This is a genomic window from Bdellovibrio sp. HCB290 (genome assembly GCF_047305925.1).
Taxonomy (GTDB): Bacteria; Bdellovibrionota; Bdellovibrionia; order Bdellovibrionales; family Bdellovibrionaceae; genus Bdellovibrio.
Genome location: NZ_CP178620.1, coordinates 2,544,230 through 2,564,461 on the forward strand (window position 1 = coordinate 2,544,230; position 20,232 = coordinate 2,564,461).

The window sequence follows — 20,232 nt, forward strand, 5'->3', positions numbered from 1 at the left end:
TAATATGACGTGGACAGAGACCACAAACCTTAAATTTTGCTTACTCAATGCAGAGAATCTGTTTCTGCTGTTTGATGAGCCGCCAACCGCTGATGTCCTCAAGTACAATGAGCGTCAATGGCAGGGTCAGTCCATTTCCGTATATGAGAATAAGTCCCTAAAAAAGTGCGAAGACATCGCCAAAGCCCTTCGCGAAATCGACGCCGACATCATTATGCTGTGCGAAGTGGGCGGGTTTGAGTCCTTAAAAAACTTCAACCAACTCTTTATGAATGGTGCCTACTCGCCATGTTTGATTGAAGGAAATTCAGATCGCAACATCGACGTGGGCTTTTTGATCCGCAAAGAGCTGCCTTTCTACTTTGATCTTCTGTCCAACAAAGCGCGCCCCATCAACTACCTTTACCCCCACGAGCGTCAAAGCCTGGAAAATGGGTACCAGGTAAAGGGCGGAAAAGTTACGACCAGTCATCGTTTTTCCCGGGATGTGGTGGAATTGCGCCTTTTCAAGCAGGATAAAGAGAAGCCCTTCATGATTATCATGCTGACTCATTTGAAATCCCGCCTGGATCCTGAACGTATCGATCCGAACGGTTTCGAGCGCCGACAGGCCGAACTGCGCACTCTTTTGGAAATCTATCGCGAGCTTGAGGAAAACAATCCCCAAATTCCGATCATGGTGGCTGGAGATTTTAACGGCAATGCCGGAAATTTAAACACCGACGAAGAATTCCGCGACATTTACACAACCACGGGACTTAAAGATGTTTTTGAAGTAGCAAAGCTACCCCCTGAACAGCGCGCGACTTTTTATCAAGTCAAAAGCAGCGCTCGCACAGAGGGACGTCAGATTGACTTCGCTTTTCTGTCACCGTTGATGCAAACATTATTAAAAGCGGGCTCCGCAAAAGCATTCCGTTACCGAGACGAATTAGGTAGTGAACGCGGTATCCCGCAAACGATGGAAGCCAAACAAAGAATCCCTTCGGATCATTATCCCATCGTGTTCGAAATCGAGAATATCGTTCTACGTTAATTTGCGTCTGCACAGTTTTTATTGCCCGCACTTAGGGAACGCAGTAATATTACACCCATGGCAATGCAAAAAACCATCGTCCCAGAATTTAAGATTACCGCTAAAGTGGTTTACGTCCCATCCGAGTCAAATCCGGAAAAAGGCTATCACTTCTTTGCATATAAAATTGCTATCACCAACCAGGGCTCTGCCCCGGCTCAGTTGATGAGCCGCCACTGGGTGATTACCGATTCATCTGGCAAAAAAGAAGAAGTTCGTGGCCCTGGTGTCATTGGTATGCAGCCCAAAATTCAACCGGGTCAAACCTTCGAATATGACAGCGCCTGCCCGTTAAATACGACTACGGGAAGCATGCAAGGCCGCTACCACATGATCACCGAAGACGGCCAAAGCTTCTCGGTGGACATCCCTGAATTTTATTTAGTGGCGCCAAACGCCCTTCATTAAAAAAGGTCCAGTTTTTAACGCCGCTCTGGTAAACGCAAAGCGGCCTGTGATAGACCCTTCCCTACTTCGGGAGGCCACCTTATTTTTGGTGGATAATCTATGGCACTATTCAAAACACTCCGTGATCTTTTAAAAGTTCCAAAAAAAGAATTTGGCCTGTGCATGGTGGTTTCCGAACAGGAAGGCGCGGAAATCTGGGTCGATAACAAACCCACTCCGTTTGTCACCCCCCGCATGATTGCTGTCCCCCTTAATGAAGACGTAAAAATAGAAGTGCGCTTTACGGGCCACCATTCCCACATGGCCATCGTGCGCGCCCCGCAAAAGCTTAGCTATTACTATTGCAACCTTCAGCGCATCCCTCTTAGACTGATACGCAATGAAATCGACAACTTTGCCTCTATTTAAACAAACACCCCGTCTTATTATTCGACCGCTTGAATTGCATGACTATGAAAACTGGTCACAGGCATTCAGCAGTATGCGCCCCCCACAAAGCGCCTGGGATGAAACAAACTGGGTACTGAGTGAATTAACAAAGGCAAAATTCAAAGAGAAAATAAAAAAGGAATTACACCTCCGGGTCACAGATTCCGCTTATGAATTTGCTGTGTTCAGAAAAGATGATGGCATATTGATTGGCCATATCAGCATCGATCTCATCCGACGCGGTTTTCATCAAAGTGGTCACCTGGGATATCGAATCTTCAATAATTTTTGGGGTGAAGGCTATGCAACCGAAGCTTGCGCAGCCGTTTTAAAATTCGCCTTTAAGGAATTAAAACTTCACCGTTTGGAAGCATTCATTGAGCCTGACAACAAACCCTCTTTGAAAGTCGCAAAAAAAATCAAACTGCGCAAAGAAGGCCTCAGCCTGCGCCGTGTTTTCTATCGAAAGAAATGGATCGACCTCATTGCCTTCGCTGCCACTTGCGAAGACTTCGGTATTAAGTATAAATTTCCACAAAAAAAGAAATAAATACGACCTAAGGTCGGTGCTTCATTTTTTCCAACCCCGTGTCCGCTAACAACTTACCCAAAGTTTACTGGCGATGACTCTATTAGAGGATCAGAATATCTGCAGGATCTGATCCTCTAACAAAGGAGTTAGTTATGGCCGGACCAACAACATCTTCGAATCCCAAATCAGCCGCTCGTGATGCATCTGCGAGATGGGAAAACGGTTATAAAGAAGTTCAAAACCGCGCGCGACAAGCGGTCGATTCCTCCACGGATTTCGTGAATGAACATCCTGTCAGTTCAGTCCTTGGCGCTTGCGCCGTAGGTTTTGTGGCTGGCATGTTGCTTCGCTCACGCCGCTGGTAGACAACAACGAGGGCTTTTCCACTGCACCCTCGGAAAAGCCCCTCGTCCAAAAAATCTTTTAAACATCTCAACAAACAATAATTCTTTTTTACACGGGAGACGTTCATGATGAAAATACTGAGCAGCCTATTGGCAATGTTCATAAGCAACAGATCCTTTTCGGGTGGCCACGGCGGTGGGGGCGGTTTTGATTTTAAAAAGATCCAAGCCGGAATCATTGATGACTTAGCACTACGACTGCGCAAGCCCGTGACATTAATATTGTTAGGAATCTGCGCCACTTTCTTTTTCTGCGGCGGACTATTCATGGCAATCATCGATGCAACACTTCAGTTTGACCGGCTGGGTACCATCTATGGAACAGCGACTCTTTGGACAGGTGTAGTACTGGCGGCGATCACTGCCGGAGGATACATATACATATTCACCCAACAGTGGCCCGGAGCTAAAAACGCTACTGCTGGGAAAAAGGCATCGGAACAAGCCGAAGAAAAAGCAGAACGCATGCACAGAGAGCAGCGACGCCCCTCTGACCTGGATGGAGCTTTGGCAGAATTGCTGATGGATTTCGTCGATGGCAGAAAAGCCCGCCGCGAAAGACGCTTCAGCGCAAGCGAAGCCCGCCGTGCAGATCGAGAAGCCAGACGTGCCGCCCGCGAAGCCCGCCGCGAACATCGCAAGGATGCACGCAACACAGAATGGCCTTCAGATACCGAAGACTTTACACAAAGTTCAAAGCACTAGGAAATTTTAGCTAAAAATGTAAATTCCAATGATGGCGGCAGCGGCCGCCATTTGTCATGGTGAACGCATGAAGGTGTTCCAACCTTCTTCGGTTTTTTGATAGATATAACGCTCGTGCAGTCGACCGCCAAGACCGAACCAAAATTCGATTTCAGTCGGAATCACCAGCCACCCGCCCCAATGCGGAGGACGCGGAATTACCTGACCTTCAAACTGCTTTTCGTATTCACGAACCCGGCGCTCCAAGTAATCGTAGTCAGGAATCTCTTCGCTTTGGTTGGAAGCCCAACCACCGATTTGACTAAGTCTTGAGCGGGTTTTCCAGTAGGCATCGCTTTCTTCGGGGCGCACTTTAACTGCCATCCCTGTCACACGAACCTGTTGCCAGATTGCTGGCCAATGAAAATTCAAACAGATATTGGGATTTTCTTCGAGATCCAATCCCTTATGGCTGTGGTAGTTGCCATAAAAAACAAAACCCTCTGGAGTTCTGTCTTTTAAATAGACAACTCTCACAGAGGGAATGCCCCTTTCATCCACGGTTGCGACCGACATCGCGTTCGCTTCCGGGATCTGCTTTTCAATCGCCTCTTTCAAGAGGCGATCAAAATGAAGATAAGGGTCAATAGTCAGATCAAACATTCGACTATTTTTTAGCTTTTGCTGCTGGTTTATCAGCCTTAACGATATCCATCAATTCAACTTCGAAAACTAGAACTGAATTTGGTGGAATACCTGGACGACCTGATGGACCGTAAGCAAGTTCTGGTGGGATGAAAAGTTTTGCTTTAGAGCCAACTTTCATCAATTGAAGAGCTTCTGTCCAACCTGGGATCACGCCACCAACTGGGAATTCAGCCGGTTGACCACGATCGTAAGAAGAATCGAATTGTTCGCCGTTAGTCAAAGTCCCTTTGTAGTGAACTTTTACTACGTCTTCTTTTTTAGGAGTTGCGCCAGTGCCTTCTTTTTCCATGATGTATTGAAGACCAGATGCAGTTGTTTTTACGTTAGCGGCAGATTTGTTCTTCTCAAGGAAGTCTTTGCCTGCTTTAGCATTTGTATCAGCTGCTTCTGTTTGTTTTTTCATCGCAAGCTCTTGAAGTTTCATCATCGCTGCTTGCATGTCTTCTTTGGTCATTTCATTTTTACCAGCAGAAGCATCTTTCAAAGCTTGCGCCAAAGCGTCAGCATCGAAATCGATGTTTTGTTGTTTCAAGTTGCCGCCAATTTGTTGGCCGATAGCATAGGACGCCTTTTTGATATCAGTGTCCAATTTAACTTTTCTGTTGCAAGCAGTTGTAAGAGCCATTGCAACAACAAGGCCTCCAAGTACTAACTTATTCATTCTGTCTCCTCTTAAGGTTGTTTATCATTTTCTTAGACAACATATCTTGCGCCGATTTATTGGATTTTCAAATAGATAATGCGTGCTGACACGCGCGTTCTTTCGCGATTGTAAAGTTGGCACCATTGGCCAAGGCTTTAAAAAAGAGGATCTAGAAAGTCCTCTGAGATGGCGCCATAGAGTGATTTGAAATTCAGCGGCTTGGCAATGAACCGCAAAGAACCGTGCTCTTCATTGCCTTTCCTAGAATAGGGTGAACTGACATCCGTGCAGATATATATTTTTGCCCGGGGATGCTTTTTTTGAACGACTTTAAGTAACGCCAGCTCATCCATTTCAGGGGTATTAACCTTGGAAATTACCACCAGGACAGATTCTTGTTTAAATTGCTGGAGTTGATTCAAACATTCCTGAGCATTTGAGACGAGGTGAAAATGGAATGTCAACACGGAGCCTTGCCGTGAGACCTCCTCCTTAAACAAGGACAGGAGCGTCGGTTCGTCATCTACGAACAACACATGAACCATTTCGAATTTGCTCCAATAAAAAACGGGGTCCAGCAAGGACCCTTAACAAAAGTCTGAACTGCGTTGCGCAATTCAGCAAGTGTTTCTTATTAAATAGTGAATTCAACCCCTTAAATGGTCACCTCGCTTCCTCAATTCATGCTCTAAACCGTCTCAAAAAAGGAAAACTACTCCTCTGAATTGCTCCCCCGCCCCCTTCCGGGGCACAATAATTCAAAGGAACTCACTTTATGCTCAGCTTGGTTTTATTCCTGTTTTTGTCAGATCCCACTTACGCTCAAAACAAAAAGGCGAACACCCAGATTTACGACGCAGAATCGACGGCGGAGAAAACAGAATCCTTCACTGCCAAGGTTCGCGTGGTGCGCGATATTTCAGACGAAGTGGAAGTGTTCTTTGACTCTGACAAAGCCCGTGGGGCCTATACATTACCGCGAAAAATCGCTGCCTATGCCACAGTCCTAAAGCAACTCCAGGATTCCAGCGGCCCTTCTGGTGGCCAAGTCTCTGTCACTGCCGATTCAGAAAAAAGAATTTTGAGCGTCGAAAAATCCAGCTCTTCAGGTTACAAAAAAAAGAGCGAGTATGACTTCGGCGAAATTCCTGACATCTAGCATTACCCTTGCCATCATCGAGTGGAAGTGAGATTTTTCCCACAGAGTGGGAGAAACCATGCGGATACTCGTCGTTGAAGATCAGGCAAAAATGGCCAACTTCCTCAAAAAAGGCCTGAATGAAGTTGGTTATGCAGTGGATATTGCTGAAAGCGGTACTTCTGCAGAATCGTACATGGCCCAAGGCGATTATGACCTGGTGATTCTGGATGTGATGCTGCCTGATCAAAATGGCATCGACACCGCCCGCCACCTGCGCCGCGATGGTTATGCCGGCCCGATTCTGATGGTCACGGCGCTTTCCACCACCAAAGACAAAGTCAACGGACTGGATGCCGGTGCCGATGACTACCTGACCAAACCCTATTCTTTTGATGAGCTTCACGCCCGAGTCCGCGCCTTGCTTCGTCGCAAAGGCTCTGCCAGCGGTGCCATCACAAATATTCTAAAATACGCCGATCTTGAATTGGATCTTTTGCAACGAAAAGTGCGCAGATCCGGCCAGGAAATTTCACTGACCACCAAAGAGTTCGCTTTGCTTGAATACTTTATGCGCCACCCGGAACGACCTTTGGGACGCGTTTCGATTGCCGAGCATGTTTGGGACATCCACTTTGACTCTGAATCAAACGTGATTGACGTCTATATCAATCTTTTGCGCAAAAAAATTGATGCTCCCTTCAACAAACGACTTATTCACACAGTGGTAGGGACCGGCTATGTTCTTAAAGAGTCTCCGTAGACTTTTTGAAAAGCTCAGCATCCGGGTTCGCCTTTCACTCTTCTTTGTAGTGTTCTTTGGCGCAACAACGATCTTGTTTAATATGGTCATTTTCAAGATGTCCATCGACAACCTTCAACAGGATTTCGACGACGCTTTATTCAACTATTCCGTCGATGTTTCCGAAGGGGTTGAAATTGGTGTAAAAGGGGATTTGAACTTTCCTCCCCTGCGCCTGGATCACGGAAAAATCCTGCCGTTTCCATTGGGAACAGCATTGATTCAAGTTCGCCACAGCTCTGGCGCCGTGTTAGCACGTGTGGGAAATTTTGGTGAGTTCAATCCGCCCTACAAGAAAGATTTCGAACGTATCTGGGCTGGTGAGGAAGCCACCTATCGCACCATTGAGCATATTCATAATATTCCCTCGGCCGAAGCTGACTCTTATCGACTGATTTCTTTCCCATTGGACAATGTCGTGAAACCGCAACTGCTGTTGCAGATCGCTGTTCCCATGACTTTGTTGGAAACCCAAATCAGTAAGCGTCTGACGCTGCTTGAAATCGGTATCCCCGTGGTGTTGTTGATTGCAACCTTGGGGGGATTATTTCTTTCTTCGCGAGCACTGGCCCCTGTCAATCACATGATCGACATCGCGAAGGAGATCAAGGCAAGTGAGCTATCCCGTCGCGTTCCCGTGCCGACGGCCAATGATGAAGTCAAAAAACTGGCGCTGACCTTGAACGAAATGCTGGATCGTATCGAACAGGCCTTTCAATCCCAGGAACGCTTCATCGCCGACGCTTCACACCAGCTTTTGACTCCGCTGACGATCATGCGCCAGGAAATTGAGCTCCTGAAAAAACAGGATAAGGTGGATCTGGATCAATACATTAAAAGCTCTCTGCAAGAGGTCGACAACCTGGCAAATATTGTTCAGGAAATGCTGCTCTTAGCCCGGGCTGATGCCGGATTGGGCGCATTGAGTTTACAGGAACTTTCGCTGGAGGATTTGGTATTTGAAGCACTCACCCGCTGCGAGAAGCTTGCAAGTTCCAAAGGCATCAAACTTAAATTCAATATCAATAACGAAACCCAAGCCGATCGCAAAACGGTTCGCGGCGATAAGGATTTGCTGGAAAATTTGGTGTTCAATATTATCGAGAATGCGATTAAGTATTCCCCGAATAACGATGTCGTCACAATCACCTTGATCTGGAAGAATGAAAAAACAGAGTTAGTGGTTGAAGATAACGGCGCGGGAATTCCCGAAGACAAACTGCCATTTATCTTTGAAAGATTCTCCCGCGGAGCTTCAGTGGAGAATCGCGTAAAGGGCTTTGGTCTGGGTCTGGCTATCGCACAAAAAATCGCTAATCTTCATGACGCTAAGTTAAGTGCCCGAAACCACGAAGGAAGCGGCGCAGTCTTCTCATTTGAAATTAAAAATTTTTAATGTGTTTTTAATCAAAGATTTAACTCCGTTTGTTAGGCTGATCTTGTTTCCAATATCGGAAAACATAATGAACCACTTGGAGGTTTCAATGAAATTCGCAACTATCTTGATGTCTGTTGTATTCGCTGGTGTTATCGCTCAAGCTAACCAAACTGCTCCTGCTGCTGCTCCAGCTGCTCCAGCTGCTGCTACTACTGAGACAACAACTGCTGCTCCTGCAGAAGCTACTAAACCAGCTCCAACTAAAAAACACAAAAAAGCTAAAGCAGCTCCAGCTGCAGCGGCTCCAGCTGCTCCAAAAGCTGAAGAGAAAAAAGCAGAAACTGCTCACTAGTTTGAGTACTTCGAGCTTTGCTCTTAGTTAAAAGGAACCCCTCGGGGTTCCTTTTTTTTTAGGTACGGACTTACTTTCTCCAGCACCCTTTACTTGTTTCAATTTTGAACTGGTTCTGGAGAAAGTAAGTCCGTACCTTTTACAGCATCCACAGACAGACGATGGCAACCGCTGTTGGTGCCAGAGCCGCGATCAGAAGATTCAAGGGTTTTATTCCGCCTGGGAATTTGTGACTTAGTACCGAATAGCCTGCAGCATTCGGTGCATTGGCGATGATCGTCAGACCACCACCAGCCAAGGCACCTGCCACCAGAGCGTATTTACTTGCATCGGAAAGATCCACCTGCGAACCCAAATAAGTTAGTGCCGCGTTGTCGGTGATCGCCGTGAGCAGCGTTGCCCCTTTAAACAGCACAACGTCATCCATTCTGCTAAGCAGCGGTGCCAACCACCATTTTTGAAATGCGCCGAATTGAATAATCCCACCCAAAAACAAAGAGACCAGCAAACTTTCCTTTAAGCGTAGCGAATCCTGATAACGAGTCGTAACGGATGCGACCCCCAGGAATAAAAGAAATATTCCCACAAAAGCATTGCGATAGTGTCCCGTAATCACGATTCCAGCTAGAAACGCCAGGTGAATTAATGTCACCTGCCAAGGAATGGATTTTTGACCACCGGACATGCGATTTTCAACTTCCCTCAAAGTGATGCAGTTTTTCTTAAAATCATTTTTGAATAACAACACCAACCCCAAGGCGTTAATGATCACCGCCACGGCCGCCTTCCATCCAAGATGAGTAAAAACAAAATTAAAATCCCAACCCCACTTCGACGCGACCATCAAAATTGGCGGCGCCGCAAAGGGTGTTAATGCTCCCCCAATGGAAACATTCACAAAAAGCACGGCTATCAATGCGTAAATCAATTTATTGGATTCTTTCTGCAACATCGCATTTAGCATGAACGCTGTAACCGTCATTGCCGCAGGCTCTGTGATGAAACTTCCGGCCAAGGGTCCCAAAATCATTACCACGGCCATGTCCGTCGTCACAGCTGGAGTCTTCAGGATTTTCTGAATCCAAGTGCTGAGTTCCAAAATCCCTTGTCTTGCCACTGTCAAAATGGGACGCGTGGAGCACACAACCATAATCGCAAAAATAAAGAAGGGTTCGGTGAAGTCCAAAGAGTTTTGATAAGTGATGGCTGACGTCCACCCTTCCATACTTATATAAACTACCATGAACAAGCTGGCCCAGATTGCAAAGACCGCCTCGATCTCGCCTAACAGATGTAAAACTCCACTGGTCATGGAATCCTTCGGAAACTTGTGGGACCAGTGCAGAATTTTACCCACCATAAAAGTGTGAATTACTGCAACTGCGAAAAAGATCGTGCCGATAAGCTCTAATGTAGTAAATGCCATGAGTAGATCCTACTCAGAAAAAACAACAGAGTCTAAAAAAAGCGGATTTAATTTGTCGATTTCACCATTAATGGCAAAGGCCCGCATTGTCAGAGATAAAACGTTTTTGCTGCTGAAGTTCCGCCACCGAATAGCGGAACTGGGAAAGCTGGCAATTATTCTGTTGAATTAGATTTTCCACCACTTGTTTTTCCGGTGGTGTCAGTCCCAGATCCCAAATCAGTTTCACTTTCAACCATTGCTGCAAATACTGACAGGCATAGGCACGATTCGGAGGCATGTAGCGTTCCGGCGTGTTATCACTTTTTCTCATGTTCTCGGGCCCGTCCGTCGATAGTAATTGAAAGTCGTTACCCATGAAGTTGGCGTAAAGACAGCGCTTGGAAAAATTCCACTTGTGGGCACCACTGACATAGGCGTTCTTCAGAGGCACGAAGTGATCAATTTGAATTTCTGAAGCTTCCGTGACCGTTCGGCCGGTATATGGCTCAGCCCATTCCCCACGGATCACCGAACACCCATTGGAATTCATCGTCACTGGAACTTTCGAATCACGCTCTAAAACCAATCCGCGGGTGTTAAAACAGGAGTTGTCATGGCTTGGATATATCCAACCACCAAAGTGACTTTTACGGTTGTACGGTTGAGCCACATTTCCGTAGTCTTCATTGTGGTGATCAAAACTCAGCAACGAAATTACTGCTGCTTTGATCTCTCCGGGAATTACCGAGGCCTCAAATATTTCCTGAACTGCATTTATGGGATCTAAATTATAAGATTGAGAATGGTCAGAGGATGATTGCGCCGAAACTGTATAGTACTCGTCAAATCGTGGGTTGTTCCCACTGGCATCTTCGAGAACAGTGACCTTCGCTTGCACACTTAACGCACAGATCGATACGAGAGCCCCAACAAGCAGCTTCCTATTCATCTAACGTCCCCCTCGACAAAACATCCCTGTCTTGAATAATTTCGCAGATACAGATATTAAAGAAGGACCAAAGACCTAATGCAAGAATATTAGTGTCAGGATTGGGTCAGACCCTTCAGCCAAGAAAAGAAATTATGTTACGAGCGGGGCGCTTTCGCCATCGTCTGTTGGACGAAACATTTATGCAGAACAACACAGCGCAGGCCGCTCGGTCGCTGGCGCCATTTCTTGATTTGTGGCGTAGCAAATCCATCGACGATATGGAGATGGCTTGCGCCTATCTTTTAGTTTTTTGCTTTCTGCGCCGTCCCCTGGATTTTCTAGGTGGTCAACACAACCTTCCTCTTCCAAAAAGCTCGATTCAAGGTGTCAGTGGAAGCACCGTTATTTCTGAATTTCGAAAAACACTGCCCGAATCTTTAGCATCTGCCAAAAGTTTAAATGCCTTGGATATACCCGCGTGCTTCGTTTCCACATTTTGCTCGCGCAGCTGGCGTTCCATTCCATTTTCAGTGCAAAGATCCGTGATGTCCTGGAAGTCAGGTCTTTATCATTTGAATCTGACCACGCGAATTCCATCAGCCTTCGATGTCCTGGAAATGCAGTCACGCGGAGAACGCTGTGTGAGCATGCTGATCACTTCCAGCGAACTGGAAACTTTTGTCGAAGAGGGTCGCGATGTCCTGGGATTCATAGTTCATGATTTGATTCATGCGGATCATTTTTTTCACGACCCGCTTCGCGCCGCTGCTCAGGTGCATTTCTGCAAAAACCTGCTGAAAGTTTTAAAAATAGAGCAAATCAATTCGATGCTTGTCGAGGACGTGGGCTTCCAAAAAGAGTTCCATTATTTAATGTCAGATATGAACTCCGTTCCCCTGCACTTATTAAAAACCCTGAAGGCCATACTGCTGGGATACTACAAGCGCAAAGTCTGCACTGATTTAAAGCAAAATTTGCCTGCGGCATTGGAAAACGAGTTCAATCGCTGTTTTCACGGTGTTTTAAAATGCTGGAATTTCAATTCCGAAGAATGGGCTGCAGCCATGCGGCTGAACACCGCCGAATATCAACATCCAGCGGACAGCGTCCTGTTAGATCATGCTTTAAGTAAAAATCATTCGCTTAGTGAAAACTATTTGGTATTCTCGTAGTCATGAAACTTCAGGAATTTTTGGATAAGGCCGAGTCACTTCGACGCTACAAAGCGGGTCAGACTATTTTTGAAGCTGGTGGCGAACCTTTGGGCCTTTACAAAATCAATACAGGTCTTATCAAATTGGATTCCACCTCTTCCAACGGTTCCGCGCACACGCTGCGACTGATTGGCCCAGGTGGCCTGGTGGGATATCGCGCCCTGTTTGCAGGAGAAAACTATTATGCTTCTGCCATTGCGGTGGAAGACACGGTTTTATCATTTATTCCAAAGAACGACATTCTCTCCTTTTTCCGGGAACACCCTGAGGCAGCGATGCAGTTTTTGGAATTCCTTTCCCGGGATCTTCGTTTGGCAGAATCCAAGTGGACCGGGCAAATGGATAAAGATGCGGCGGCTCGCGTGGCCGATGCAATTTTGTTTTTACAAGATAACTTTCCCCAACAGAACTGGACACGCAAAGAAATCGCTCAATGGGCCGGCACCACACCGGAAACAGTGATTCGCACACTCGCCAACTTTGAAAAAGAAGGCATCGTGAATCAGTCATCGGGCCGTTCCATTCAAATCACAAACCGACAATTGCTTCTGGCAAAATCAGAAGAAGAATAGACTCCTCATTAACCGCAAGTAACATATTAGCCCAAAGTTGCAGGGTCCAGATGTCTACTGTCAGCAATTCTTTGTCTGATTGCGCTTTTCCTTGAAGACCTTAAAACAGGAGGATTAGCCTTAGTACAGGTTCCAAAATTCCATTTATATATGAGGAGGAAGTATGTCGTCTCTTTGTACCAAGGTGATTCTATCATCTGCCTTTATTATCGGTTTTATTGGCTGTGCCAGCGCTCCCCCTAACGTGACATCTCTGCCTGCCACCGCCAATCCGGCTGTTGAGATCGCTCAGACGGACGAAATGCTCAAAGAGGCACGCGCAAAACAGATGGATGCGCTTTCTCCTGACAACTTCAACAATGCTGAAAAAACTTTGGCAAAAGCCAAGGAATACATGGAGGAGAAAAAAAGCGCGGATAAAATTCTGGAACAAGTTTCCTACTCTCGTGGCTGGTTGAAGCAAGGTGAGTTGAAATCTGAAATTTCCCGTAAGTCGATGGGACCTATCGTTGACGCCCGCACCGGTGCCCTTCGCGCCAATGCTCCTGAGCTTTATCCAAAAGAATGGAGCAAGCTGGAAAAGAAACTTGAAAACGTTACCTCTGACGTTGAAAAAGGGAGCCTGAAAGCAGTCGATAAAAAAGGCACTGACTTGGTTGCTTCCTACCGTCAAATCGAGCGGGACTCTGTTGAAAAGCAGTATCTTGGTAAAGCAAAAGCCACCATTGAAGCGGCTGAAAAAGACAAAGCTTCCGAGAAAGCTCCTGTCACATTGGGTTTAGCACAGGCTAAATACAATCAAACCGCAAAACTAATTGCTCAGGATCCGCGCAATACTGCGGCCATTGCAGGAGTTGCGGAAGATGCCACTCGTGAGTCCGATCACCTGGCTGAAGTCATGAATAAGGTGAATGCGGGCAATACGGAAACTTTGGTTCTGCAAAATGAAAAACAACAGCGCCAAATTTCAAGCCTGCGCACTGAAACCAAAGCTCAGTCACGCGAACTTTCAGCAGCTGAAAAACAATTGCAATCCGCAAAAGCTGCTGAAGCAGAGCTGGCTCGCCAAAAAGCTGCAGCTGACATTGCCACAAAACTGCGCCAGGACCTTCGCTCCAAAGATGCTGAAGTGTTCACGCAGGATGGTAAAGTCACAGTCCGCCTAAAAGGTTTGAATTTTGCATCAGGCAGCGCAAATTTGAACTCTTCGAATAAAGCTTTACTAAGCAAAGTGGAAAATGCTTTGGATGACATCCCGACTTCAAAAATTGAAGTCCAAGGTCACACGGATTCAACGGGGGCCGCTGATGTAAACATGCGTATCTCTGAAAAACGTGCGGAGGCAGTTCAAAAACAACTGGTTGCAAACGGTGCACCAGCCGCTGAAGTTGATGCTGTAGGATTGGGATCTGAACATCCGATTAGCAACAACAATACAGCATCTGGTCGTGCGCAAAACCGTCGCATCGATTTGGTTATTGAACCTAAAATTCAGGAGTAAATCCTATGGCGACACCGGGAAATGCATGGCAGGACTTAAAAAGGGAGCTCATGGAAAAATGGCATGAGCTTACCGAGAATGATTTGGACAGCACTCGGGGTAATTCAAATAGAATCGTGAATCTTTTGGAGAAAAAGGTCGGTATGCGCATTGAAGAAGCCAGCGAAAAATTCGCTGAAATCGCATCGCACTATCACCTTTATGATGAACCGGAGGAGACTGGCTCTGCTCCGGACGAGTCCAAGGAAGAAAGAGTTTTTGAATTAAAGCCCAAGAATCCAGACAATCCGCCTGATATCATTCCCAAGCCTTAAATTCCTAAAGGGTCCCGTCCTGAAGATGGGACCCCAGGGAGCGGTTCACCGTCACAAAGGAACATGGAATGGAATTCAACACCTGCATTTGCCCCTGCGTTTTCTTAATAAGCTGAAGCATATCATTTTTCTTTTCCTGTTTTTTCACGAAAACCATTAAACCGTCTTCCTTAAGCTGGGCAAACAGCTTTTGCGGCATCTCAAAAGAACCCGCAGTGAAAATGACCCGGTCAAAAGGGGCTTCCGGCTCATAACCTTCAAATCCATCTCCGGTGAATACTTTGGCATTCGTAATTCGCATTTGATCCAAAATTCCCCGGGCGCGATCCGCCACCGCTGGAATGATTTCGGAACTGATGACTTTGCCTTCGGGCCCCACAATATAAGAAATTAAGGCGGTATTCCAACCTGAACCAGCACCCAATTCGAAAACTTTATGTCCAGGAGCCAGTTGCATCATATCCAGAATTCGCATCACGAAACTGGGTTGAGAAATAGTAGAAACAAAATTTCCGTTTTTATACAGAAGCAAGGGGGTATCTTCATACGCCTCTTGCAGGGTGTATTCTGGAACGAAAAGATGGCGTGGGTACCGATAGTATGCCTCGACAACTTGTTCTGACAGCGGCAGAGATCTCTTAAGAAGCAAATCTTGAAATTGTTCCATCTCTAAATCCTTATTTCCCTTGCGCGACCTTTTGGGCAAGTGCACTCTTTACTTTATGACACTCACACAACTTGAATACATCTTAGCGGTCGGCGACACCGGGAGTTTTAGCCAAGCGGCTATTCAGTGTCACGTTACACAACCTACACTTAGCATGCAGATTCAAAAGCTCGAGGACGGTCTCAACGTCATTTTGTTTGACCGCACCAAACAGCCAGTTCGCCCCACTCAAGTTGGCGAACTGGTTTTACAGCAAGCCCGCATCGTCATTCAACACTCCCAGCACATCAGAGAAATCGTTGATGAAAACAAAGGCGCGATAAGCGGAACTTTGCGCATCGGCATCATTCCCACTTTGGCACCGTACCTTTTGCCATTATTCCTAAACAAATTCATGACTAAGTATTCTCAAGTTCATCTGGTGATCGATGAACTTGAAACTCAAGCTTTGGTTGAAAAAATTCGCAATAACTCTTTGGATTTAGGAATTGCGGTCACACCAATTGATGACATTAACATCGCTTCGAAAGTTCTATTTTATGAACCATTCGTCGCCTATTTTTCTCCGCAGCATTCTTTGTTACAAAAAAAACATATAGACGAAACGGATCTGTCATTAAGTGAAATGCTTTTACTGAGTGAAGGACATTGTTTTAGGGAGCAAAGCCTTGGGTTGTGCAAGAACAGAAAAAATGTGAGCCTTTCGGCAAACTTTTCTTTTGAGGGCGGCAGTTTGGAAACACTTAAAAAGTTGGTGGACCAAGGTGATGGGTTCACTTTACTTCCCCTTTTAGCTACCGAGGAAGTGAAGGATAAAAAGCGTTTAAAACCCTTCTCCCTTCCCGTTCCCACACGGGAAGTCAGCTTACTGCATGGCCCCCACTTTCAACGGAAAGCCCTGCTGAAGGCCTTCAGCGAAGCCGTTATCGATTCTTTGCCGACAGATATGCCACTACATAAAAGCAAACAACAGGTAAAGATCGATAATCCTTTAGGCCATCGCAAGTAGTGCCTCTTAACAGATAGCTTTTGCCTATATCTTGCATAATAAAAGAAGATTTTTCATTTGGCTTATAGAGGCCTATCCTAAGAACGTCATAAGGATTTGCTCTAGGAGGAAACCATGAAATATGCAGGACAAAAAGAAACATCAAACGGTACCATCCACACTTTCAATAAAGCCTCTGCGAAAGGCACTCATAAAGATACCGAAAAAAGTGTGCAAACAGGAACCGTGGGAGAATTAAAAAGAACCCTGGCTGACGAATATTTTTTGCAATTAAAAACCCAGAACTTTCATTGGAATGTTGAAGGACCTTTGTTCTTTTCACTCCATAAACTTTTTGAGAAACAATATGAACAAATTGCCGAGTACGTGGATCGCTCTGCAGAGATTTTGCGAGCGCTAAAGTCCCCTGCTCCAGGCAGTTTCCAAGCATTTAAAAAATTATCGGATGTGGAAGAGTGTACTGACGAAAAGTTAAGCGCCAGTAAAATGATCGATATATTGACAGCCGATCACACCACACTTGCAGAGCTCTACAAAAGCCGCCTTGAAACAGCGGAACAAGAAGAGGAAACCAGTGCTGTGACTCTGTATGAAGACCTGATCAGCTTCCACGAAAAAGCAGCCTGGATGATTCGCAGTCATCACTCCTAGTGGCGCTGCTTTTTAAAATGCAAAAGGCACCCAAAGGGTGCCTTTTGTTTTTGAATTCCGTTTAATTCGCAATTTCTTTAAACTACCAGCTCAATAATAGCGCGAAACCCATGATTTCCCGCCATCGCCCCAAGAATGTTTCTTAAAGAGGAAATATTCTTACCTTGCGCTCCGATCAACTTTCCTCGGTACTCTTGGGGAAGGTCGACTTTATAGATCGTCGTTTTCTCTCCACAGGAGAAAGTGACAGCTACGTCTTCCTTACAGGAAGTCATCTCTTTCACTACCGTTGCCATAATTGATCCGATTCTCTGACGTGCCTCATTCAATTGTTGCTCAACTGTCACAAAAACTCCCTTAAGTCCAAACACAAAAGAATTGTTACTGCAAAACTGTTTCTTCGCAACAGCTGTTAACTTTTCTAGCCCTGCGTTCCCACAAAAAAACACGAGATAGTTTCACTGATACACAAAATTTTGACTAGTTACAGTCTACCCCAAAAAACCAAAACTTCAATTCAACAAAAAACGCGAGTTCGTCTTTTCTTTTTCCCGAATCTTGTCTTGAATCGAGACTCCAACACAAACAGGAGGATATAAATTATGAAAAGAATTACTCAATTAGCTATTGTTGCGGCTTTCGCTGTTCCATCAATTACGCTCGCCACCACACAAGAAGAACTTACAGTTTCCATGGTTGATACAATTGTGTACGCCAAGGCTGAAATGCCGGACTCTTGCAAACAGGTCAAGTTGACCGAACAACAGCAAACAGATCTAAGAGGCGCTTATCTTGAGTTCAACTCTCAGAAGAAACCGATGCGCGCAGACCTTAAAAAGGCAAAAAAGGAAATGAAGAAGGTGTTCACTGCTTCCACATCCAGCAAGGAAGACGGCATCGCCGCTCAAGCTGACGTTGGATCAAAAATGATGGCATTGGGCAAGTTGATGGGTGACTTCAACCTTAAAGTATTCTTCGACATTCTGACTCCAGAGCAACGCGACCCAGCTATGCGCTGCCTTGAAGATCTAATGTAAAAATTAACTCCATATACCGCGGGAGGAGTCCTATCGAGCCTCCTCCCCTTTTTCTTCTGGCGGTGTCTCTTTCTGAGACCTTTGTCCAGCTCCACACTCTCTCCACAATTCTGCGTGAAAATGAACCTTAATTGCCCGGGTATATTTTGATACCTTAAAGAGAGACTATGGCAGCACAAATATTCCTACTTGAAGACGATCCCATTTTGGGTAAAGCAATTCAGATGCAACTTGAACTGGAGCAGTTCGAAGTTCACTGGGCGCAGACCCTGGCAGCGGGTCGTGAGACATTCAAAACCCAGCCCGGGATTGACCTTTTTTTGTTGGATGTGAATCTTCCCGACGGCAATGGCTATGAATTCTGCGAATGGCTTCGAACCGAAGGTGTTCATTCCCCCATCATTTTCTTAACCGCGCGGACCGACGAAGAGAGTGTGGTTCGGGGGTTCGAACATGGAGCCAACGACTATATTCGCAAGCCCTTTGGGCAAAAAGAAGTTATGGCCCGAATCAAAAATCAACTCAGTGAGCGCAAGCCCACTCTGGATCTATTAAGATTTGCAGGCCTGACCTTGATAAAGAATCAGCAGGTGTTAAAGACAGAAGACGGTCTTGTGACCTTAAACCGTCGTGAATTTGAAATACTCAGAGTCTTCTTTGAAAATCCTGAAACTATCATCTCTCGCGAAAAGTTAATCTCCAGCATGTCTTCCGGTGAAGAGCTGTTCGACAGAACTGTTGATTCCCACATCAGTCACATCCGCTCCAAACTCACCAAAAATGGTATACAGAATGTAAAAATTAACTCCGTCTATGGGCAGGGCTATCGCCTGGAGAAAACCATATGATCACACGGCGTTCTTTGCTTGGCCGAAACTATTTTATTTTCGTGTCGATCATTATTGTTTTTATCTTCATGGCCTTTGGCTCCACGTGGCTGGTGTCGTACCTGGATCGTTCAACACCTGTTCGCTATGTCAGACCGCCGAATTATCTGGTGCGAAATCTTTATGAGCAGTTGGACAGTGATCCTATAGTTGCATTTCAAAAGCTTCAGGCCAGTAACAATCCTGATAACTTTCTGCGATTTGAACTAATTGATAAATCCGGCAAAAGCCTTATCAACGGTGATCCGGTATTGCCGCGTGCATTAAATGAAGCAGAAACCAGCTCCTTGGAGCTGGATAAATCTGTGCGCTTTGGTGAAATGGATTTCGGCCCACCAAGACTGGAAGTATCAAAAACAAAGTTCCCGGGTGTCTTTTTCGTTCACCGCTTTATGCCGCCCCCTGGGTTTGGCATGCCTCATCCGCCACCGCCACCGTCTGAAATGGGCGGTCCTCCACCGCCTCCTCGCGGTGGTCCCGGTGGACCTGGCGGTCCCCCACCTATGATGTCTCGAAGAAATCCTTTGTTTATTACTTTCGGATTTTTGATTGTCTTTACGCTGGTGTCTGTCGCGGTGGCTTTAATCTACCAGTTTTCCCGTTACCGTGACCGTGCGAATGAGGCGTTCCAAGTATTGAACGAACTTCGTCATGGAAATTTGGCGGCACGTCTGCCGACAAAAAAAGTGGAAGAACTGGCTCCCTTAGTGCAAGCCTTCAACCAAATGGCTGGCGACGTTGAAAGCATGGTGGAAAGTCTGCGCAAAGCAGACCAAGCCCGCCGTCAACTTTTACAGGATCTTGCTCACGATCTGCGCACTCCACTGGCGTCCCTGCAAAGCTTTCTGGAAACCCTGCAAGTCGGAGAGACCCGTCTATCCCCTGATAAGCGTCAGGAAATTGTCTCCCTTTGTTTTTCCGAGGTGGAATACTTCGGCAAACTTGTCGAGGATCTTTTGTTCTTGGCCCAGATCACAGAACCAAAGTATTCCGCCGGCACAGAGGAAATCAATCTATTGGAACGAGTTCAGGATCAGGTCACGGTCTTTAAGAATCGCTACCCGAATCTGAAGTTCAAAGTAGACTCCACCATCGAGGCCTCCAACAGCCAAATCATGGGCTCCTCTAAACTCGTGGATCGCCTGCTTCGAAATGCTTTTGAAAATTCATCCTCTTTTGCGAAAGGTGAAGTTCAGATTAGCATCACGAACAGTCTTGAAAAGCTGAATTTGGCGATCACTGATGACGGCCCCGGTTTTTCTGAATCCGCACTTCGCGAATTCGGACATAAAAAAGCCAGTCGCATTCTTTCAGATGGTTCGTCAGGCAAACGAATCTCAGTGGGAATCGGTTCGGTCATTATGCGAGAGATTATTCAACTTCACGGTGGAGAACTGAAAGCTGAAAACGTTGTCGCTCTATCCAACAACAACGCTCTTGGTGGTCGTGTCTCATTTTGGTTTCCAAAGCTCTAATCCATAGTCTTTA

The 20,232-nt window shown here is 46.0% G+C and carries 26 protein-coding genes; 19 read left to right on the forward strand and 7 right to left on the reverse strand.

Annotated features, from left to right (window positions below):
* The first annotated feature begins 4 nt into the window (after window positions 1-4).
* The 6 genes from ACLVWU_RS12480 (at window position 5) to ACLVWU_RS12505 (ending at window position 3,553) form a co-directional block, all read left to right on the forward strand.
* The gene (locus ACLVWU_RS12480; RefSeq protein ID WP_413575072.1) at window positions 5-1,036 is read left to right on the forward strand and encodes an endonuclease/exonuclease/phosphatase family protein; all 1,032 of its coding nucleotides are present in this window, start codon (window positions 5-7) and stop codon (window positions 1,034-1,036) included.
* 57 nt (window positions 1,037-1,093) lie between these two features.
* Window positions 1,094-1,483 carry a Co2+/Mg2+ efflux protein ApaG gene (gene apaG, locus ACLVWU_RS12485; RefSeq protein WP_413575073.1) on the forward strand — a complete coding sequence of 130 codons (390 nt, stop codon included), beginning with the start codon at window positions 1,094-1,096 and terminating at the stop codon, window positions 1,481-1,483.
* Window positions 1,484-1,582: 99 nt separating this feature from the next.
* Window positions 1,583-1,891 carry a hypothetical protein gene (locus tag ACLVWU_RS12490; RefSeq protein WP_413575074.1) on the forward strand — a complete coding sequence of 103 codons (309 nt, stop codon included), beginning with the start codon at window positions 1,583-1,585 and terminating at the stop codon, window positions 1,889-1,891.
* Window positions 1,863-2,462, forward strand: coding sequence for a GNAT family N-acetyltransferase (locus ACLVWU_RS12495; protein ID WP_413575075.1), 600 nt, complete (start codon window positions 1,863-1,865; stop codon window positions 2,460-2,462). Before ACLVWU_RS12490 ends, ACLVWU_RS12495 begins: the two co-directional genes overlap by 29 nt.
* 134 nt (window positions 2,463-2,596) lie before the next feature.
* Window positions 2,597-2,809: a DUF883 family protein gene (locus tag ACLVWU_RS12500; protein ID WP_413575076.1), complete on the forward strand. Its 213-nt coding sequence runs from the start codon at window positions 2,597-2,599 to the stop codon at window positions 2,807-2,809.
* Window positions 2,810-2,914: 105 nt separating this feature from the next.
* Window positions 2,915-3,553 carry a hypothetical protein gene (locus ACLVWU_RS12505; protein WP_413575077.1) on the forward strand — a complete coding sequence of 213 codons (639 nt, stop codon included), beginning with the start codon at window positions 2,915-2,917 and terminating at the stop codon, window positions 3,551-3,553.
* A 54-nt stretch (window positions 3,554-3,607) separates the two neighbouring features.
* On the opposite strand, the gene pdxH is transcribed toward ACLVWU_RS12505, so the two are convergent.
* The 3 genes from pdxH to ACLVWU_RS12520 form a co-directional block, all read right to left on the reverse strand.
* Complete coding sequence (gene pdxH / locus ACLVWU_RS12510) at window positions 3,608-4,195, reverse strand: pyridoxamine 5'-phosphate oxidase (RefSeq protein ID WP_413575078.1); 588 nt, start codon at window positions 4,193-4,195, stop codon at window positions 3,608-3,610.
* Between the two features lie 4 nt (window positions 4,196-4,199).
* Window positions 4,200-4,901: an FKBP-type peptidyl-prolyl cis-trans isomerase gene (locus ACLVWU_RS12515; protein WP_413575079.1), complete on the reverse strand. Its 702-nt coding sequence runs from the start codon at window positions 4,899-4,901 to the stop codon at window positions 4,200-4,202.
* Window positions 4,902-5,038: 137 nt separating this feature from the next.
* Window positions 5,039-5,428 (reverse strand): response regulator, encoded by a 390-nt coding sequence (locus ACLVWU_RS12520; RefSeq protein ID WP_413575081.1) that lies wholly within the window; start codon window positions 5,426-5,428, stop codon window positions 5,039-5,041.
* 230 nt (window positions 5,429-5,658) lie between these two features.
* On the opposite strand from ACLVWU_RS12520, the gene ACLVWU_RS12525 reads away from it, so the two are divergent.
* The 4 genes from ACLVWU_RS12525 to ACLVWU_RS12540 all read left to right on the forward strand — a co-directional run bounded on the left by ACLVWU_RS12525 (window position 5,659) and on the right by ACLVWU_RS12540 (window position 8,553).
* Window positions 5,659-6,042: a hypothetical protein gene (locus ACLVWU_RS12525; protein ID WP_413575082.1), complete on the forward strand. Its 384-nt coding sequence runs from the start codon at window positions 5,659-5,661 to the stop codon at window positions 6,040-6,042.
* Between the two features lie 58 nt (window positions 6,043-6,100).
* Window positions 6,101-6,784 (forward strand): response regulator transcription factor, encoded by a 684-nt coding sequence (locus ACLVWU_RS12530; protein WP_413575083.1) that lies wholly within the window; start codon window positions 6,101-6,103, stop codon window positions 6,782-6,784.
* Window positions 6,762-8,219, forward strand: a complete 1,458-nt coding sequence (locus ACLVWU_RS12535) for a sensor histidine kinase (protein ID WP_413575084.1) — start codon at window positions 6,762-6,764, stop codon at window positions 8,217-8,219. Before ACLVWU_RS12530 ends, ACLVWU_RS12535 begins: the two co-directional genes overlap by 23 nt.
* Window positions 8,220-8,307: 88 nt before the next feature.
* Window positions 8,308-8,553: a hypothetical protein gene (locus ACLVWU_RS12540; protein WP_413575085.1), complete on the forward strand. Its 246-nt coding sequence runs from the start codon at window positions 8,308-8,310 to the stop codon at window positions 8,551-8,553.
* A 139-nt stretch (window positions 8,554-8,692) separates the two neighbouring features.
* Here the strand turns inward: ACLVWU_RS12540 and ACLVWU_RS12545 are convergent, their stop codons facing one another.
* On the reverse strand, window positions 8,693-9,979 hold the full coding sequence (locus ACLVWU_RS12545; protein WP_413575087.1) for a putative Na+/H+ antiporter: 1,287 nt from the start codon (window positions 9,977-9,979) through the stop codon (window positions 8,693-8,695).
* Between the two features lie 67 nt (window positions 9,980-10,046).
* A complete protein-coding gene (locus tag ACLVWU_RS12550; protein WP_413575090.1) occupies window positions 10,047-10,910 on the reverse strand; it encodes an HNH endonuclease family protein in 864 nt (287 codons plus the stop codon).
* 182 nt (window positions 10,911-11,092) lie between these two features.
* On the opposite strand from ACLVWU_RS12550, the gene ACLVWU_RS12555 reads away from it, so the two are divergent.
* The 4 genes from ACLVWU_RS12555 (at window position 11,093) to ACLVWU_RS12570 (ending at window position 14,493) form a co-directional block, all read left to right on the forward strand.
* On the forward strand, window positions 11,093-12,064 hold the full coding sequence (locus ACLVWU_RS12555; RefSeq protein ID WP_413575091.1) for a hypothetical protein: 972 nt from the start codon (window positions 11,093-11,095) through the stop codon (window positions 12,062-12,064).
* A gap of 2 nt (window positions 12,065-12,066) precedes the next feature.
* Complete coding sequence (locus ACLVWU_RS12560) at window positions 12,067-12,678, forward strand: Crp/Fnr family transcriptional regulator (RefSeq protein ID WP_413575092.1); 612 nt, start codon at window positions 12,067-12,069, stop codon at window positions 12,676-12,678.
* A 163-nt stretch (window positions 12,679-12,841) separates the two neighbouring features.
* Window positions 12,842-14,179, forward strand: coding sequence for an OmpA family protein (locus ACLVWU_RS12565; protein WP_413575094.1), 1,338 nt, complete (start codon window positions 12,842-12,844; stop codon window positions 14,177-14,179).
* 50 nt (window positions 14,180-14,229) lie between these two features.
* Window positions 14,230-14,493: a transcriptional regulator gene (locus ACLVWU_RS12570; RefSeq protein WP_413575095.1), complete on the forward strand. Its 264-nt coding sequence runs from the start codon at window positions 14,230-14,232 to the stop codon at window positions 14,491-14,493.
* Window positions 14,494-14,497: 4 nt separating this feature from the next.
* Here ACLVWU_RS12570 and ACLVWU_RS12575 read toward each other — a convergent pair whose 3' ends face one another.
* Complete coding sequence (locus ACLVWU_RS12575) at window positions 14,498-15,160, reverse strand: protein-L-isoaspartate O-methyltransferase family protein (protein ID WP_413575096.1); 663 nt, start codon at window positions 15,158-15,160, stop codon at window positions 14,498-14,500.
* Window positions 15,161-15,215: 55 nt separating this feature from the next.
* Here ACLVWU_RS12575 and ACLVWU_RS12580 point away from each other — a divergent pair, with 55 nt between their 5' ends.
* Together ACLVWU_RS12580 and ACLVWU_RS12585 are read left to right on the forward strand one after the other, a co-directional pair.
* Window positions 15,216-16,169 (forward strand): LysR family transcriptional regulator, encoded by a 954-nt coding sequence (locus ACLVWU_RS12580; RefSeq protein ID WP_413575098.1) that lies wholly within the window; start codon window positions 15,216-15,218, stop codon window positions 16,167-16,169.
* A gap of 114 nt (window positions 16,170-16,283) precedes the next feature.
* On the forward strand, window positions 16,284-16,820 hold the full coding sequence (locus tag ACLVWU_RS12585; RefSeq protein WP_413575100.1) for a Dps family protein: 537 nt from the start codon (window positions 16,284-16,286) through the stop codon (window positions 16,818-16,820).
* Between the two features lie 77 nt (window positions 16,821-16,897).
* Here ACLVWU_RS12585 and ACLVWU_RS12590 read toward each other — a convergent pair whose 3' ends face one another.
* Complete coding sequence (locus tag ACLVWU_RS12590) at window positions 16,898-17,116, reverse strand: KH domain-containing protein (protein WP_413575101.1); 219 nt, start codon at window positions 17,114-17,116, stop codon at window positions 16,898-16,900.
* Window positions 17,117-17,422: 306 nt separating this feature from the next.
* Here ACLVWU_RS12590 and ACLVWU_RS12595 point away from each other — a divergent pair, with 306 nt between their 5' ends.
* The 3 genes from ACLVWU_RS12595 (at window position 17,423) to ACLVWU_RS12605 (ending at window position 20,219) form a co-directional block, all read left to right on the forward strand.
* Window positions 17,423-17,857: a Spy/CpxP family protein refolding chaperone gene (locus ACLVWU_RS12595; protein WP_413575102.1), complete on the forward strand. Its 435-nt coding sequence runs from the start codon at window positions 17,423-17,425 to the stop codon at window positions 17,855-17,857.
* A gap of 167 nt (window positions 17,858-18,024) precedes the next feature.
* On the forward strand, window positions 18,025-18,705 hold the full coding sequence (locus ACLVWU_RS12600; RefSeq protein WP_413575103.1) for a response regulator transcription factor: 681 nt from the start codon (window positions 18,025-18,027) through the stop codon (window positions 18,703-18,705).
* The gene (locus ACLVWU_RS12605) at window positions 18,702-20,219 is read left to right on the forward strand and encodes a histidine kinase dimerization/phospho-acceptor domain-containing protein (protein ID WP_413575105.1); all 1,518 of its coding nucleotides are present in this window, start codon (window positions 18,702-18,704) and stop codon (window positions 20,217-20,219) included. Before ACLVWU_RS12600 ends, ACLVWU_RS12605 begins: the two co-directional genes overlap by 4 nt.
* The last annotated feature ends 13 nt before the right edge of the window (window positions 20,220-20,232 follow it).

Excerpts from the sequence above, each read along its gene's own strand:
- ACLVWU_RS12605 (WP_413575105.1), top strand. The coding sequence starts at position 18,702 with ATGATCACACGGCGTTCTTTGCTTGGCCGAAACTATTTTATTTTCGTG.
- ACLVWU_RS12590 (WP_413575101.1), bottom strand. The coding sequence starts at position 17,116 with ATGGCAACGGTAGTGAAAGAGATGACTTCCTGTAAGGAAGACGTAGCT.
- ACLVWU_RS12585 (WP_413575100.1), top strand. The coding sequence starts at position 16,284 with ATGAAATATGCAGGACAAAAAGAAACATCAAACGGTACCATCCACACT.
- ACLVWU_RS12565 (WP_413575094.1), top strand. The coding sequence starts at position 12,842 with ATGTCGTCTCTTTGTACCAAGGTGATTCTATCATCTGCCTTTATTATC.
- ACLVWU_RS12580 (WP_413575098.1), top strand. The coding sequence starts at position 15,216 with ATGACACTCACACAACTTGAATACATCTTAGCGGTCGGCGACACCGGG.
- ACLVWU_RS12600 (WP_413575103.1), top strand. The coding sequence starts at position 18,025 with ATGGCAGCACAAATATTCCTACTTGAAGACGATCCCATTTTGGGTAAA.
- ACLVWU_RS12530 (WP_413575083.1), top strand. The coding sequence starts at position 6,101 with ATGCGGATACTCGTCGTTGAAGATCAGGCAAAAATGGCCAACTTCCTC.
- ACLVWU_RS12545 (WP_413575087.1), bottom strand. The coding sequence starts at position 9,979 with ATGGCATTTACTACATTAGAGCTTATCGGCACGATCTTTTTCGCAGTT.
- ACLVWU_RS12555 (WP_413575091.1), top strand. The coding sequence starts at position 11,093 with ATGCAGAACAACACAGCGCAGGCCGCTCGGTCGCTGGCGCCATTTCTT.
- ACLVWU_RS12570 (WP_413575095.1), top strand. The coding sequence starts at position 14,230 with ATGGAAAAATGGCATGAGCTTACCGAGAATGATTTGGACAGCACTCGG.
- ACLVWU_RS12500 (WP_413575076.1), top strand. The coding sequence starts at position 2,597 with ATGGCCGGACCAACAACATCTTCGAATCCCAAATCAGCCGCTCGTGAT.
- ACLVWU_RS12480 (WP_413575072.1), top strand. The coding sequence starts at position 5 with ATGACGTGGACAGAGACCACAAACCTTAAATTTTGCTTACTCAATGCA.
- ACLVWU_RS12540 (WP_413575085.1), top strand. The coding sequence starts at position 8,308 with ATGAAATTCGCAACTATCTTGATGTCTGTTGTATTCGCTGGTGTTATC.
- apaG (WP_413575073.1), top strand. The coding sequence starts at position 1,094 with ATGGCAATGCAAAAAACCATCGTCCCAGAATTTAAGATTACCGCTAAA.
- ACLVWU_RS12495 (WP_413575075.1), top strand. The coding sequence starts at position 1,863 with ATGAAATCGACAACTTTGCCTCTATTTAAACAAACACCCCGTCTTATT.
- ACLVWU_RS12595 (WP_413575102.1), top strand. The coding sequence starts at position 17,423 with ATGAAAAGAATTACTCAATTAGCTATTGTTGCGGCTTTCGCTGTTCCA.
- ACLVWU_RS12550 (WP_413575090.1), bottom strand. The coding sequence starts at position 10,910 with ATGAATAGGAAGCTGCTTGTTGGGGCTCTCGTATCGATCTGTGCGTTA.
- ACLVWU_RS12505 (WP_413575077.1), top strand. The coding sequence starts at position 2,915 with ATGATGAAAATACTGAGCAGCCTATTGGCAATGTTCATAAGCAACAGA.
- ACLVWU_RS12515 (WP_413575079.1), bottom strand. The coding sequence starts at position 4,901 with ATGAATAAGTTAGTACTTGGAGGCCTTGTTGTTGCAATGGCTCTTACA.
- ACLVWU_RS12525 (WP_413575082.1), top strand. The coding sequence starts at position 5,659 with ATGCTCAGCTTGGTTTTATTCCTGTTTTTGTCAGATCCCACTTACGCT.
- ACLVWU_RS12560 (WP_413575092.1), top strand. The coding sequence starts at position 12,067 with ATGAAACTTCAGGAATTTTTGGATAAGGCCGAGTCACTTCGACGCTAC.
- ACLVWU_RS12490 (WP_413575074.1), top strand. The coding sequence starts at position 1,583 with ATGGCACTATTCAAAACACTCCGTGATCTTTTAAAAGTTCCAAAAAAA.
- ACLVWU_RS12520 (WP_413575081.1), bottom strand. The coding sequence starts at position 5,428 with ATGGTTCATGTGTTGTTCGTAGATGACGAACCGACGCTCCTGTCCTTG.
- ACLVWU_RS12575 (WP_413575096.1), bottom strand. The coding sequence starts at position 15,160 with ATGGAACAATTTCAAGATTTGCTTCTTAAGAGATCTCTGCCGCTGTCA.
- pdxH (WP_413575078.1), bottom strand. The coding sequence starts at position 4,195 with ATGTTTGATCTGACTATTGACCCTTATCTTCATTTTGATCGCCTCTTG.
- ACLVWU_RS12535 (WP_413575084.1), top strand. The coding sequence starts at position 6,762 with ATGTTCTTAAAGAGTCTCCGTAGACTTTTTGAAAAGCTCAGCATCCGG.